We start from the raw sequence: 13076 nt of genomic DNA, 5'->3' as shown, positions 1-13076 counted from the left end.
GTGTCCGTCCGCCCGGCGGGACAAGAGACTTTCGACCCAAGGGGCCGAGTCGCGCTATTTCGGCGCTCGGCGTCCGGTGCCAGGGTTTCAGGATTCGAACAGGGAGTCGCCCCAGTGGCCTCCGGGTTGGGTTCCCGGCGGGCAGGCGAAGATCGCCGAGCCATTGTGCTGCAGGTACTCCATCATCGAGTCCTTTTTGGACAGGAGGCGCTGTACCGGGATGAACTGGGCGCGCGGGTCTCGGTTGAAGCACACGAAGAACAGCCCGGCGTCCAGCCGCCCGAGGCCGTCGGAGCCGTCGGTGAAGTTGTAGCCGCGGCGCAACATCCGGGCCCCGCCGTGCGTTTCGGGCGCGGCCAGTCGGATGTGCGAGTTCTCCGCGATCCGCAACTCGCCGTCCGCGCCGCGGGCCTGCAGGTCGACCCGGTCGAATTCGTCGGCTCCGCCGTGCGGGGCGCCACTGCCCTTGGTGCGGCCGACGATGGTTTCCTGCTCGCCCAGCGACGTCCGGTCCCAGGTTTCGATGTGCATCCGGATCCGCCGCGCCACCAGATAGCTGCCGCCGGACATCCACTCCGGGCCGTCGCCGGGCTGGGCCCACACGTGCCGGTCCAGCTCCGCGGTGTCCTCGGCCTTGAGGTTGTTCGTGCCGTCCTTGAAGCCGAACAGGTTGCGCGGTGTGCTCTGCGATCGCGAGGTCGTGGAGGTCCGGCCGAACCCGAGCTGCGACCAGCGCACCGCGACCTTGCCGAATCCGATGCGCGCCAGGTTGCGCACCGCGTGCACCGCCACCTGCGGATCGTTGGCGCAGGCCTGCACGCACAGGTCTCCGCCGCTGCGCGCCGGGTCGAGGGCGTCGGCGGGGAAGTGCGGCAGGTCGACCAGCGCCGGGGGACGCCGGTCGGCGAGGCCGAACCGCCCGTCGAACAGCGACGGGCCGAAACCGATGGTCAGCGTCAGCGCGGACGCGGGCAGGTCGAGGGCCTCGCCGGTGTCGCCGGGCGGTGCCTCGGCGTGCCCGGCGACCGCGCCGTGCTCGACCGTCTCCAGCCCGGCGGTCATCCGCTCTGCGGCCCGGGTCCATTCCACCAGCAGCGCGACCAGCTCCGCGCGGTCGGTCGTGGTCACGTCGAAGGCGACGAAATGCATGCGGTCCTGGGCCGGGGTGGTGATGCCCGCCTGGTGCGGGCCGTGGAAGGGCACCGTCGGTGCCTCGTCGCCGTGACTGCCCACCACGTATCCCGCCCCGGCGCCCACACCGGCCACCGCGACGCCGGCTCCGGCTAGCCCGAACAACCGGCGGCGGGAGACCCCGGTCATCGAGCCACCACGCCGGCGGTCTTGCTCAGCGGCTCGCTCAGCGCGTCCACGGCTGCCGCCAGTTCTTTGACCTGCTCCGGGGTCAGCTCGGTGTAGAGCCGGTACCCGTCGCCGACCTGGTAGCGCGCCAGCAGCGCGTCCACCGCGGCGAACTTCTCGTCCAGGGTGGCCACCAGTTGCGGGTCCTTCTCGGAAAGGACCGGGCGCAGCGCGGTGACCACCTGCTTCGCGCCATCCACGTTGGCCTTGAAGTCCCACAGGTCGGTGTGCGAGAAGATCTCCTCCTCGCCGGTGACCTTGCCGGTGGCGACCTCGTCGAGCAGCTCCTTCGCGCCGTTGGCGGCGCCCGACGGGGTCAGCTCGACGGTCCGGGTCTTCGCCACGAGCTGGTCGACGTCGGCGAGGAGCTGGTCGGCGATCGCCGGGGTGTCCGGCTGCCCTCCGGTGACCCAGAGGTCCTTCTCCAACCGGTGGAAACCGGTGAACTGCTGGCCCGGCTCTAGGTCGGCCTCCCGGCCGTCCATCCGCGGGTCTAGGTCGCCGAAGCTCTCCGCGACTGGCTCGATGCGCTCCCACGGAATCCGGGCCTGGGCGTACAGCTGTTTGGCCTGCGCCACATCGCCGGCCTTGACCGCCGCGACGAACTGGGTGGTCCTGGCCTTGAGCTCATCAGCCTGCTCGTCCACGTAGCGCTTGTAGTCGGTGACGGCCTGCGCCGCGGCGCCGCCCTGCGCGGCAGCCGTGCCGGTCACGGTGAAGTCACCGCGGATGCCGTCGCCCCGCATGCCGGGCTTGCACGCGGTCGTGTACTTACCGCCCTGCGGCACTTCGGCGACCAGCTGGCGGTTGAGGCCGGGGCCGATGTTCTCGACCTCGCTGATGATCCGGTCGCCCTCGCCGTAGAGGTAGAACTCGGTTACCTGGCTGCCCTTGTTGGTGATGTCGAAGCGGATCGTGCCGGCCGGGGCGGAGGTCGCCGACAGCGTGCAGGCGTCGTCCGAGGCGTCCACGGTGATGGCGCCGGGGGCGTCGCCAGCGGGTTGCCCGGCGCATCCGGCGGCGAGCAGGAGCGCGCCGAGCGCGGGCAGCAGGGTGCGGGCGTTGGAGGTCACTTGGCGTCTCCGGTGCGGTTTTCGACGGGCCGGGCGGCACCGAGGTGGGGGCGGAGGAAAAGGGGCAGCACGATCAAGACGTAGCCGATCCAGACGACGGCTTCGAGCACCGTGGTCTGTGGGGAGAAGTTGAAGATCCCCTTCAGCAGCGCGCCATACCAGGAGTTCGGCGGGACGTACTCGCTGACGTCGAAGGCGAGGGTGTGCATGCCGGGAAGCAGCGAGGCCTCCTGCAGGTCGTGGACGCCGTAGGCGAAGACCCCGGCGGCGACGAAGACCAGCAGCACGCCCGTGATGGTGAAGAACTTCGACAGGTTGACCTTGATCGCCCCGGCGTAGAGCAGCCAGCCGAGCAGGATCGAGATCGTGATGCCGATCAGGAACCCGACCAGCGGCGCAGCTGTGCCGCCGCCGGCGGACTGCACGCTGGAGAAGAAGAACACCGCGGTCTCCAGTCCTTCGCGCGCGACCGCCAGGAAGGCCACGGTGGCCACGGCGACCGGGCCCAGCTGCAGCGCCTCGTCGAGCTGTCCGCGCAGTTGGGCCGCCAGGGTGCGGCCGGCGCGGCGCATCCAGAAGATCATGCCGGTGACGAAGGTGACCGCGATGATCGAGGCGATCCCGCCGAAGGCCTCCTGGGCCTCGAAGCTCAACGTCGCCGCGGTGTAGGTGAGCACCGCGCCCAGCCCAACCGACAGCGCCACCGCCACGCCGACCCCGGCCCAGACCAACGGCAGCGCGCGGCGGCGTTCGGTGCGGACAAGGAATGCGACCAGAACGCTCACCACGAGCACGGCCTCCAGGCCTTCTCGCAGGCCGATCAACGCATTGCTGAATAGCATTCCATCTTCCTCTGCCGACGATCCGACGGGCACCAAGAAACTAGGTAAGCCTCACCTTGGTGTCAAATAAGTGTGAACACCATGACACCTCGGCCGCGACCAGGCTCGACGATCCATTTCGACCGGTTTGACCTGGTTCTTCAAGGAATGTCCGGAATGATCGAATGCGTTTCTGGTCGAGTCGGGCGAGGTGGCCGCGCCGACTCCGAAGATCATTTGGTCTGCCGGAATTCGATACGGTCCTTTGTGGAGTGGACTGCGGTTCCGGCAGGTCGGATCGCGGATTCCTTGATCCTTTTCGCCGAGTTTGCGTCGGTGTGCGGATTGTGGTGCGCGGGAGCATTGGGTCACGTTGCGCTCCACGGGGCGAGGAATATCGGTTAGGCTGGCGGTGGCATCGGTGGGTTTGATCACCCGCCGACGACGACCTGGCGGCGCCGGGTGGGTCGCCGGAGTGTCCCCGCTCCTCGGCCCGTCGTCCCGGCGTTCGACCGCAGAGCTGGCCGTGCCGGTCCAAGGCGCCACCTCAGACCGCGCGGCTGTCCCGGGTGGTCAAAGGGAGGGACGGCGAGAGCCGTCTCGGCCGCCCGCGTGGAAGAGCCCGCTGACCGGGAGGTCAGCGGGTTTTTTCGTTTCTCGGCGGGGCGCCGGAGGAGGCTCGGTCCCTGACCGAGACCGCGAGGTCGTCCCTGCTGGTCATGCCGACGCCGCAAGGAATCTGCTCGGCACCCAGCGATTGTTGGGCGGAATCGAGGCGGCGACAGGCGGCTCGGCGGGGGAAGGCGCACCGTACTGGATATGTCCATCGTCAAGGCCCAGCAATCAGGCGTGTTCTACCGGCGTCCGGCCCCGGAGGCCGACCCGTACGTGCGCGAAGGCAGCCACGTCGACCCCGGCCAGACCATCGCGGTGATCGAGGCGGTGAAGACCTACAACCCGGTGAAGCCGGAAACCGGCGGCACCGTGACCCGGTTCCTGCTGGACGACGGAGCCCAGGTCTGCCCAGGACAAGAAGTCGCCGAAGTGACCGACTGAATGCCCCACGCGGTTGATCTTGACTCGCTCGCAAGCCCTATCATGGCCGCGCAGTGGTGGGAGGCGGGAGGACCGTGCGCGGGGTCGACTATTACGAGCTGCTGGGCGTGAACCGCGACGCGACGGCAGCCGAGATCAAGTCCGCCTACCGGTCGCTGGCGCGCAGCATGCACCCCGATGTCGGCGGCACCGCGGGAACCTTCCGGTTGCTGCAGGAGGCCTACGAGACGCTCAACGACCCGGTGCGCCGCGCCAGCTACGACCGCGCGGACGAACCGGCTCACCGCCCGCGGTCGGCGCAACGGCGCAGGCGGCGGCATTTCGGCGAAGACCCGGCATACGTGCCCAAGATGCCGCGGCTGCGCTTGGACGACCTCCCGTGGTGGGATGCCGTCGGTCCGGACACCCGGGTCCGCTACCTGCCGGTCACCGGCCCGGACCGCGCGCCGACGCTGGCGCTGGTTGGCGGCTGGTCGCTGCTGCTGCTGGCCGGGTTCGCCGTCGAGCTCAGCACCATGCTGCTGGCCGCGTGGCTCTCCCTGCTGGTGGCCTCCGGCGTGGTGATAGTGCTGCTGCTGCGGCGGCACATCCGGGCGCACCGGATCGACCGGTCGTTCACCGCGGAGTTCGGCGGCCGCCGGATCTTCGGCCTGCCAGACGGGCAGGACGAGCGGGCCCGGCGGCTGACCGCCGAGCTCTGCGCGAAGTACCTGACCCGGCTGCCGGGCGTGCGGGTGTTCCACGGACTGGCGTGGCCGGACTCGGTGTTCGAGGACGTGCACCACGCGGTGCTGTGCGGGCGACGGCTGGTGCTGGTGGAGTCCAAGAGCTGGCTGCCCGGCCACTACACCTCCGACGAGACGGGCGCGTTGTGGCGCAACGGCCATCCATTCCGCGGCGGCACGACCAGCTTGCCGGACGGCATCGCCGCTTTCGAGGAGCTGCTGCCCGGTGTCGAGATCTGCGGTGTGGTGCTGATCTACCCCAGCCGCGCCGGTGACGTCACGACGGTGGAGCAGGATGGCGACCCGGTTTCCCCGATGACTCCAACGCAATTCGTCCGCGACATCGGGCGCTGGCTCGCGCAGGACGCGGCATCGGTGGACCGCGAGGTGTTCACGGCGGTGCTGGACCAGGTCGTGAGGGACTGACCCGGCGCGACTCCTTCCGGCGGTGCCGATGAGTTCTCGCGCCGCCGCTTGTCGATACGGGTAGTCGAAAACACCAACGACGTGGAAAGGGCGCAACGCCATGACTACCAGTTCGAATGCGGCGGTTTCCCAACGGCGGGGCGTGCACGTGGCGCTGTGGGTGCTCCAGGCCCTGCTCGCGGCGTTCTTCGTCTTCGCCGCGGTCCCGAAGCTCCTCGGCGACCCGACGGCGGTCCAGATGTTCGACGTGATCGGGGTCGGGCAGTGGTTCCGCTACTTGACCGGCACTCTCGAACTGCTGGGTGCCATCGGCCTGCTCGTGCCGCGGCTGGCCGGGCTGGCCGCGCTCGGCCTCGCCGGTGTCATGATCGGTGCGACGATCACCCAGGTGTTCGCGTTCCACGCTCCGGGCATGGCGCTAATGCCGCTCGTCCTGGTGGTGGTGTTCCTGGCGGTCGCCTGGGGACGCCGCGCGTCGATCCCGTTCCTGGCCGGTCGCTGACCAGCCACCTCCTGCCGGTGGAACTCGATGTTCCCGACCTCGGCCCGCAGGTCGGCCGGTTCAGCAGGCATCCTCATCCGATCGCCGACGGCGAGTTCTGCGGGCCGACCGCCGGAACGCGGCGGTCGGCCCGACTGTCCCGGGGCAGCGAGACCCCTCGGTTCAACGCTCGAACAGCAGGGAGTCCAGCCTCGGCGCAGACCTGGGGTTCGGCGACCTTGCGGATGGCCAGCAGGGTTCCCTCCGCGTAGGGGGCCGGGGTGGTTCCCGGGTCGTGCCGCATGGTCAGCTTCTCTCCCGCCTTGCCGAACACGCTCTCCGTGGTGACCACGAAACCGGGTAGGCGCACCGAGTGGATCCTGGTTCCCGCCACCTCCGTACCGTGCGCTTCGTCCGGGCCGTGCAGGTCCGAGAGCGGCACCGCGGAGTCGGGCCTGCGGACCTCGCCGAGGATTTCGGCCAGCTCGCGCGCCGTGCCGCTCGGAACGTCCGGCTTGGTTGCGGAGGCGAAGTCGATGATCTCCCACTGGCCGAGGTGCTTTGCGGCCATCGCCGCGGCGCGCTGCAGCACGGCCGCCATGACCGAGTAGTTGCCCGCGGCGACCACGCCGACCCCCGCGGTCGCCGGGCCAGGCGGTCGAGTTCCCCGTAATCGTCTGCGGACAGGCCGCTGGAGCCGATCACCTGGAGCAGACGCTGGGCACGGTGCTGGTCGAACGCAGCACGAGCAGCCTGCGCCTGACCGATGCCGGGCAGTGGCTTCGCTGGCACGCCCACCAGATCCTCAACCACCTCCACGACGCGGTCGCGGAAGCCGCCGCAGGACCCCGCTCGCTGCGAGTGGGCTTCGCGTGGGCGGCGCTCGGCCGCCACACCGTGCCGCTGCTGCGCCAATGGCACCGCGAACATCCGGACGTGCCGCTGCAGATGCGCCGCGTCAACGATCGCGGGGCATTGTCGCCGCTGCCGTGTGAGGCCAGTTCGACGCACCTCAAAAGGTTTCGCGCAGTTGGGGTGATGCGTTGGGGCCTTGGCGGGTGGCCGTCGTCCTCGATACCTTGTCGATCTTCGCCGGGGCCGGCGCCGCGAGCGCCCGGCGGCGTGACCGTGTGCGATCAGCCCGGCCGGGCGCGAGGATGGGCCGGTCGGGGTCTGCCGGACGAAGGGGTACCAGCGTGACGAATCCGCACCAGAACGTCAGTTTCGCCAGCAACGGGCGCACCGCGCACGGTTACCTGGCGACGCCGTCCGGTTCGGGCCCCGGTGTGGTGGTGATTCAGGAGTGGTGGGGGCTCACGGACCACGTCGCTGATGTCGCGAACCGGCTGGCGGCCGAGGGGTTCGTAGCGCTCGCCCCGGATCTCTACGGAGGGCACACCACGCACGACACCGCTGAAGCCGCGCGGCTGATGAAGGAGCTGCCCGTGGACCAGGCGGCGCGGGACCTCTCCGGTGCGGTCGACTACCTGCTGGCGCACGATTCGGTGACGAGTCCAGCCGTCGGAGTCGTCGGGTTCTGCATGGGCGGCAAGTTCGCGATCGTGCTCGCCGCGCAGCAGGGCGACCGGGTAGGCGCCGTGGTGCCCTTCTACGGGATGCCTCCGGCGGCGGACACGGACTTCTCCGGCCTGACGGCGCCGATGCTGTGCCACTTCGGTGAATACGACCGCAGCATCGGCATGGACGCGGTCGCTGAACTGCGCGACAAGATCCAGCAGCAGTCCGACGTTCGTCCGCAGATCCACCTCTACCCGGCGGGGCACGCGTTTTTCAACGATCAGAACCCGGCGGCCTACCACGAAGATTCGGCACGCACGGCCTGGCCCCGAACCCTCGACTTCCTCCGCCGCCACCTGACTTGACGGCGGATTCGCGTGGGCTTGCAGCGCCGTCACTGCTCACCGGCGAAGCGAGCGGGTTTCAACGTCGGCAGGTCGGACTTGCCGACCAGGCGTCGCGATCACCACCGCATCGACCTCGACGGCGCCGTCGGCGAGCTCGACGTGAACCCACCATCCACTTCGGACGCTCTGCTGATCGCCGCCGGGCAGCGCAGTTCGGCGTGGTGGTCCCGGGCCTCCCCCCACAGCCGTGCGACCAGCAGGGCCGGGATGACGTGGCCTTCGGTGGGTAGTGGGCGATTTCCCTGACACTTGGCGGTACGCGCGAGTCGGGGACCAGCTCGCGGGCTCGTTGCGGGGTGATCCAGTCGACGGGGTAGTCGCGGCCGGTGAGCTCGGCGACCGAAGCGGACAGCCGCTCGGCTCCCGCCCCGTCCTCGGCCCATTCCAGATTTCCGGTGCGGGTCAGCCAGTTCGGCGTCGCGCCGCCGGTCTCGGCGAGCGCGGCGTGCGCGGGCGACGTTCAGGTCGTGGTAGGGGCGCGGGTTCTTGTTGTGCGAGTTGGTCCAGGCGAACGACGGGTTCTCATCAACGTCGAACTTCAGCCGCAGCAGCTGGTTGACCGGCGCGTCGTCGGCAACACCCGGGAGCTCGACGTCGGCGTCCTCGGCGGGCACCACGCTCGCCGAGAACTGCTGCCGCAGTTCGGCCTCGGTGGGCAGCCGGGCGCCGGGTGGCAGTGCGCCGGAGCGGATCCGCCATTCGAGCTCGGTGCGGATGCCCAGGCACGCCGGGGTCGCTGAGCACCCGCAGCTGGCCGCCCGCGAGCGCTTGCGCGAGGTCGACTTGCCCGCCGGACCGCTGCGCACCCTGCTGCCGCCGGTCACCGTCGCGGGCCGCGAGCCGCGGATGGACCCGATCCCGGAGGTCGGTCAGCGCGACGCGAACTCGCCGAACTCGCCGAAGTCCCGCGCGGAACCCCGGGCTGGCGGCTCAGGGGCGTGCCGAGCGCTGCTGTTCGGCTGGTGGATCGTTCATCGTGGCGCGAAGCCGGTTGAGGAAGTCCTCGAATCGGTCGAGCTGCTCCGGCGGGTACTGCGCAACCAGGGCTCTGAGGCCGTCACCGAAAGGTCCGAAGAACTCGCGAGCAGGTTTCTCGATTCGTGGACTGCTGCGCAGTGTGACCTTGCGCCGGTCGGCGTGCTCGCGGGTGCGGACGATGTGCCCGAGCTTCTCCAAGCGGTTCAGCAGGTTGGTGGTCGCGCCCGTCGTCAGTGCGAGGCGCTCGCTGAGGCGGGTCGGCGACAGCGGGGTTCCCTTGTCCTCGGCGTAGAGGATTTCCGCCAGGGCGGCGGCATCGGTCGCGTGCAGCCCGAGCCAGGCCGCGAAGCGGCCGGTGAGTTCGGTGTAGTTCGCGCCGAAACCGCGGAGGCTGTCCAGGAGCCGCGCGCTCCGTGCCGCGACGTCGCTTGGCTGCCGCGCCTCATCCATCGCTCGTTCGATCTCCTGCGTCGCTGGTGCCCGGTGTCTACCGTGCACGTTGGCAATCTATCGTCACTCAATCTAGCTTCATAATGAAGTATTTTTTTGATGAAGCTGTTGGTGGCTGCTCTGCCGCAGGTCCGCCACCTCGCGGGCTACCCGACGTCCGACGAAACCCGGTGAAGCCACTCCGCATCCCAGGACCTCATGGAGAGCCCGATGTGCAACGCACCTTACGTTGATGGTGTCGACCCGTTCGCTTCCACCGCTCGCGGTCTCGACGAGCCGGATCCCGCGCGTGCGGCGCTGCGCTCGGCCGGCCCGATCGTCCAGGTGAACGCGCCTGCGGGGGGACGGGCGTGGATCGTGACCGACGAGGCTCTGGCACGTGCCGTTCTCGTCGACCCACGGATCGTCAAGGACCCCGCACTCGCGCCCCTGAACTGGGACCGGCAGCGCGCTGGCCTCGAACCGACCGCCGCCGAACAGCCATCCCTCACCACCCTCGACGGGCCGGAGCACGCCGAGTTGCGGCGCGCGCACGCCCCGCTGTTCGCCGCTAAGCGGCTCCGCGAACACTCCGACCGGATCCACGCGTTCGCCCGGGAGCTGCTCACCGAGCTCGCCGCCGATGGCGGGAACGTCGACCTGGCCGCGGACTCCACCAGCCGCTACCCGCTCACCGTCCTGCTGGACCTTCTCGGCGTTCCCCTCGACCACCTCGACCGGGCAACCGATGCCTGCCGGCAGATGTTCAGTGCCGACCCGGGCGTGCGAGGGAGGGCGATCGCCGCGATCGCCGCGCTCGCGGGGGACGGACTCCGCGACGACAGCCGGGGGTTCGCCGCCGAGCTGCGCGACCGGGTTCCGCCGGAGACCACTCGGGATCAGTTGCACTACCACCTGTTCGGATTGATCTTCGCCGGAACGCTCACCACCGACGCCGCCCTCGGTTTCGTGATCGCGCGGCTGCTCGCGGGCGGATCGCACCGGATCCCGGCCGACGAGGAGTCGATCGACGAATCGGTCCGCGACACGCTGCGGCTGCACCCGCCCGCGACCTTCACGCTCTGGCGGTTTACCACCGCGGAGGTCGAACTGGCCGGCGTACGGCTGCCCGCCCGAGCGCCGGTGCTCATCGACATCCTGGGGATCAACACCGCTGCGGACCGCAGGTCCGGGCAAGACCTGTCCTTCGGCGCCGGACCGCACTACTGCATCGGCGCCCAGCTCGCCCAACTCGAACTCCGCGCGGTGGCCGCGGTGCTGCGCACCGACTTCCCCGACGCCCGCCTCGCGGTCCCGTTCGGCGAACTCCAGCAGACCGCCATCGGCGGCCTTCAGGGAAGCCGGCTGGTCGAGCTCCCGGTCTCGCTGCACGGCTGAGCGCATCGCCGGCCTTGATATGCGACAAACGCGCCGTTTCCCGGCTGAAACGGCGCCGTTCTCGGTTGAGGCGGGGTCAGATGTGGCGCCGCCGTTGATCTCCTGCAGCTTGGCGTTCCACACGTCATTGCACAGCGCCGCGGTCATGTCGGTGCGGATCAGGCCCGGCTGCACCGCGTTGACCCGCACGCCCCTGTGCGCGACCTCCTTGGCGACGGCCATGGTCAAACCGACGATGCCCGCCTTCGCCGCCCTGTAGCTCGTCTGGCCGATCATGGCGACCTTGCCTGAGATCGACGAGATTATTCGCGATCGATCCGCTGCCCTGCTCGCACATCACCGCCGCAGCCGCCCTGGTGCCCCGCCAGACGCCCTTGAAGGGCACGTCCAGCACCGCCTCGAAGTCGGCCAGCGCCATCTTGCGCATCGTGGCGTCGCGGGTGATGACCGCGACCTTGTCCTATGCAACATTTGGCAAACCCTGATGCTGGGGCGCGTCCGGGTCTTCCCCGCCCGATGCGCCCGGACGTGCCGCCTGGGGTCGTGCGGAACAAAACATCGTCCACAGTGGATAAATCTGCGGGTTTCCGGTCTTGGCAGGGAAAACGGACACTCGTGCGAAGTGTGGTGCAGTGCACGTGCGTTTCCCGTAACTCTACGTCGGCTTGCGGCGACAGACCTGTTGAACGAGTATTCATCGATGATCTTGGTTTTGACTCTGGCTGTACAGAACTGAACAAGGAGGTCTTTCGTGGCTGCCGACCGACCGGAGAGTCGGGCATGGTGGATCTGGAGCGCGGCGGTGGTCGCCTACCTCGCCGCGGTATTTCACAGGGGCAGCTTGGGGGTCGCCGGACCGCAGGCGCTCGACCGGTTCGACGTCGGGCCGGCCGCGCTGAGCGCGTTCACGGTACTGCAGGTCGGCATCTACGCCGGCATGCAGATTCCCACCGGATTGCTGGTGGACCGCTTCGGTTCCCGAAGGGTGATCACCGTCGCGGTGGTCTTGCTGGGTGCCGGGCAAATTCTTTTCGCGCTCGCCGATTCGTATTCGATGGGTCTGCTTGCACGCGCGGTGCTGGGCCTTGGCGATGCGTTGATGTGGGTCAGCATCCTGCGGCTGGTGGCGGCGCACTTCTCCGCCCGCCGTTACGCACTGGTGGCAACGGTGTCCAGCGCATTGGGGGCGCTGGGCGGTGTTGCGGCCACGTTCCCGCTCGCGCTGGCACTGCAGAACATGGGCTGGACGGCGACGTTCCTGCTGGTGGGCGCGTTGACGCTCGGCTACGCGGCGGTGACCGCAACGGTCGTGCGGGACGCCTCGCTCGGCGGATTGCAACCGCGCAGCAGTGGTGCGGTCTTCCAGCAGGTGCGGGACGCGTGGTCGGTGCCGGGCACGCGGCTGGCGTTCTGGGCGCACTTCTGCACGATGTTCGTCTCGGGTGCGCTGACCCTGCTGTGGGGTTTCCCGTACCTCGTGAACGGGCTGGGCGTGCCGGCCTCGACGGCTAGCGTGCTGCTGAGCCTGCTGATCATCGGGCAGGTCGTCGGCGGGCCCGTGGTGGGTGCGCTGATCGGTTGCCGCCCGGAATGCCGGATGTGGATCGTGATGGGCTACCTGCTGCTCAACGCCCTGTCCTGGGTGGTGCTGCTGGGCTGGCCGGAGGGGCGCCCGCCGCTGGCGGTGATCGCGGCCGTGTTCCTGGTCTTTGCCCTGGGCGGCCCGGTGTCGGCGGTGGCGTTCGCCCTGGTGCGGGACTACAACCCGGTCCGCCAGGTCGGGACGGCGACCGGCGTGGCGAACGCGGGCGGCCACTCCGCGACGGCGCTCGGCGTCCTGCTCGTGGGCGTGGTCCTCGACCTGGCGCAGGGCATGCCGGGCGGCTCGGAGTACCGGTTGGCGATGCTGGCGTTGGTGGCGATGCTGCTGTTCGGCGCCTTCCGAACGGCGGTCTGGTGGCGCCGGGCCCGAGCGGAGGTGTTCGCGGCGGAGGCCCGAGGCGAAGGTGTGCCGGTGGTCCTGACCCGCCACCGCTGGGACCTCGACCTGCCCCGCGCGACCGTCAACGCCTGACCCCGATCACGGGACGGGCGAAGGGCTCCTTCGAGTAACTCACTTGCCCGCAGGCGCCCTTCGCCTATTTCGAACCCCTTGGTGCGCAATCGGATTCGGTCGGGTTGAAGACCGCTGCATCGTGTGGTAGCCGATCGGGCCGCTGGTGTCGTGGAAACCGCACCGTCCGCATCGTCCGCCGCCGGATCACCGACCCGGCGGCCTTTTCCCCCTGACCAGCAAAAACGATCTTCAGCCGCCGTCGCCGCCAACATCACAGCCACACGCAACCTCAACCCACGCCGCCGACACCGCAGCTATCCCCGCGTGATCAAACGCGGCCGCCACAACG

Annotated in this window: 13 protein-coding genes and 1 pseudogene; 7 read left to right on the top strand and 7 right to left on the bottom strand. The window is 69.5% G+C overall.

The features are described 5' to 3' along the window. Positions 1-87: 87 nt before the first annotated feature. From efeB to efeU, 3 genes are read right to left on the bottom strand one after another with little or no spacing between them, the layout of a single operon-like run. A complete protein-coding gene (gene efeB / locus ACWDKQ_RS25600) occupies positions 88-1320 on the bottom strand; it encodes an iron uptake transporter deferrochelatase/peroxidase subunit (RefSeq protein WP_450141305.1) in 1233 nt (410 codons plus the stop codon). Then, complete coding sequence (gene efeO / locus ACWDKQ_RS25595; protein ID WP_450141304.1) at positions 1317-2432, bottom strand: iron uptake system protein EfeO; 1116 nt, start codon at positions 2430-2432, stop codon at positions 1317-1319. The genes efeB and efeO overlap by 4 nt, the downstream gene beginning before the upstream one ends. Continuing rightward, on the bottom strand, positions 2429-3274 hold the full coding sequence (gene efeU / locus ACWDKQ_RS25590; RefSeq protein ID WP_450141303.1) for an iron uptake transporter permease EfeU: 846 nt from the start codon (positions 3272-3274) through the stop codon (positions 2429-2431). Before efeU ends, efeO begins: the two co-directional genes overlap by 4 nt. Before the next feature lie 798 nt (positions 3275-4072). Here efeU and ACWDKQ_RS25585 point away from each other — a divergent pair. The 3 genes from ACWDKQ_RS25585 to ACWDKQ_RS25575 all read left to right on the top strand — a co-directional run bounded on the left by ACWDKQ_RS25585 (position 4073) and on the right by ACWDKQ_RS25575 (position 5962). Further along, complete coding sequence (locus ACWDKQ_RS25585; protein WP_450141302.1) at positions 4073-4309, top strand: biotin/lipoyl-containing protein; 237 nt, start codon at positions 4073-4075, stop codon at positions 4307-4309. A 74-nt stretch (positions 4310-4383) separates the two neighbouring features. After that, positions 4384-5460 (top strand): J domain-containing protein, encoded by a 1077-nt coding sequence (locus ACWDKQ_RS25580; RefSeq protein WP_450141301.1) that lies wholly within the window; start codon positions 4384-4386, stop codon positions 5458-5460. Between the two features lie 100 nt (positions 5461-5560). Continuing rightward, positions 5561-5962: a DoxX family protein gene (locus tag ACWDKQ_RS25575; protein WP_450141300.1), complete on the top strand. Its 402-nt coding sequence runs from the start codon at positions 5561-5563 to the stop codon at positions 5960-5962. Between the two features lie 73 nt (positions 5963-6035). On the opposite strand, the gene ACWDKQ_RS25570 is transcribed toward ACWDKQ_RS25575, so the two are convergent. Further along, a complete protein-coding gene (locus tag ACWDKQ_RS25570) occupies positions 6036-6569 on the bottom strand; it encodes a dihydrodipicolinate reductase C-terminal domain-containing protein (RefSeq protein ID WP_450141299.1) in 534 nt (177 codons plus the stop codon). A 98-nt stretch (positions 6570-6667) separates the two neighbouring features. Here ACWDKQ_RS25570 and ACWDKQ_RS25565 point away from each other — a divergent pair, with 98 nt between their 5' ends. Continuing rightward, positions 6668-7141: a hypothetical protein gene (locus ACWDKQ_RS25565; RefSeq protein WP_450141298.1), complete on the top strand. Its 474-nt coding sequence runs from the start codon at positions 6668-6670 to the stop codon at positions 7139-7141. Beyond that, a complete protein-coding gene (locus ACWDKQ_RS25560) occupies positions 7138-7824 on the top strand; it encodes a dienelactone hydrolase family protein (RefSeq protein ID WP_450141297.1) in 687 nt (228 codons plus the stop codon). Before ACWDKQ_RS25565 ends, ACWDKQ_RS25560 begins: the two co-directional genes overlap by 4 nt. 98 nt (positions 7825-7922) lie before the next feature. Here ACWDKQ_RS25560 and ACWDKQ_RS25555 read toward each other — a convergent pair whose 3' ends face one another. Next, positions 7923-8690 (bottom strand): GntR family transcriptional regulator, encoded by a 768-nt coding sequence (locus tag ACWDKQ_RS25555; RefSeq protein WP_450141296.1) that lies wholly within the window; start codon positions 8688-8690, stop codon positions 7923-7925. A 106-nt stretch (positions 8691-8796) separates the two neighbouring features. Further along, on the bottom strand, positions 8797-9294 hold the full coding sequence (locus ACWDKQ_RS25550) for a MarR family winged helix-turn-helix transcriptional regulator (protein ID WP_450141295.1): 498 nt from the start codon (positions 9292-9294) through the stop codon (positions 8797-8799). A 210-nt stretch (positions 9295-9504) separates the two neighbouring features. Between ACWDKQ_RS25550 and ACWDKQ_RS25545 the strand changes: the two genes are divergently transcribed. Beyond that, on the top strand, positions 9505-10671 hold the full coding sequence (locus ACWDKQ_RS25545) for a cytochrome P450 (RefSeq protein WP_450141294.1): 1167 nt from the start codon (positions 9505-9507) through the stop codon (positions 10669-10671). Positions 10672-10860: 189 nt separating this feature from the next. Here ACWDKQ_RS25545 and ACWDKQ_RS25540 read toward each other — a convergent pair. Then, positions 10861-10947, bottom strand: a pseudogene (locus tag ACWDKQ_RS25540) (3-oxoacyl-ACP reductase); the annotation flags it as partial. 475 nt (positions 10948-11422) lie between these two features. On the opposite strand from ACWDKQ_RS25540, the gene ACWDKQ_RS25535 reads away from it, so the two are divergent. Beyond that, positions 11423-12745, top strand: coding sequence for an MFS transporter (locus ACWDKQ_RS25535; protein WP_450141293.1), 1323 nt, complete (start codon positions 11423-11425; stop codon positions 12743-12745). The last annotated feature ends 331 nt before the right edge of the window (positions 12746-13076 follow it).

It is taken from the genome of Saccharopolyspora sp. NPDC000995 (assembly GCF_053599315.1).
Note: the sequence above shows the minus strand (reverse complement) of the source record. Positions and strands in the feature narration are given on the sequence as shown.

Excerpts from the sequence above, each read along its gene's own strand:
- efeU (WP_450141303.1), bottom strand. The coding sequence starts at position 3,274 with ATGCTATTCAGCAATGCGTTGATCGGCCTGCGAGAAGGCCTGGAGGCC.
- ACWDKQ_RS25550 (WP_450141295.1), bottom strand. The coding sequence starts at position 9,294 with ATGGATGAGGCGCGGCAGCCAAGCGACGTCGCGGCACGGAGCGCGCGG.
- ACWDKQ_RS25545 (WP_450141294.1), top strand. The coding sequence starts at position 9,505 with ATGTGCAACGCACCTTACGTTGATGGTGTCGACCCGTTCGCTTCCACC.
- ACWDKQ_RS25585 (WP_450141302.1), top strand. The coding sequence starts at position 4,073 with ATGTCCATCGTCAAGGCCCAGCAATCAGGCGTGTTCTACCGGCGTCCG.
- ACWDKQ_RS25575 (WP_450141300.1), top strand. The coding sequence starts at position 5,561 with ATGACTACCAGTTCGAATGCGGCGGTTTCCCAACGGCGGGGCGTGCAC.
- efeB (WP_450141305.1), bottom strand. The coding sequence starts at position 1,320 with ATGACCGGGGTCTCCCGCCGCCGGTTGTTCGGGCTAGCCGGAGCCGGC.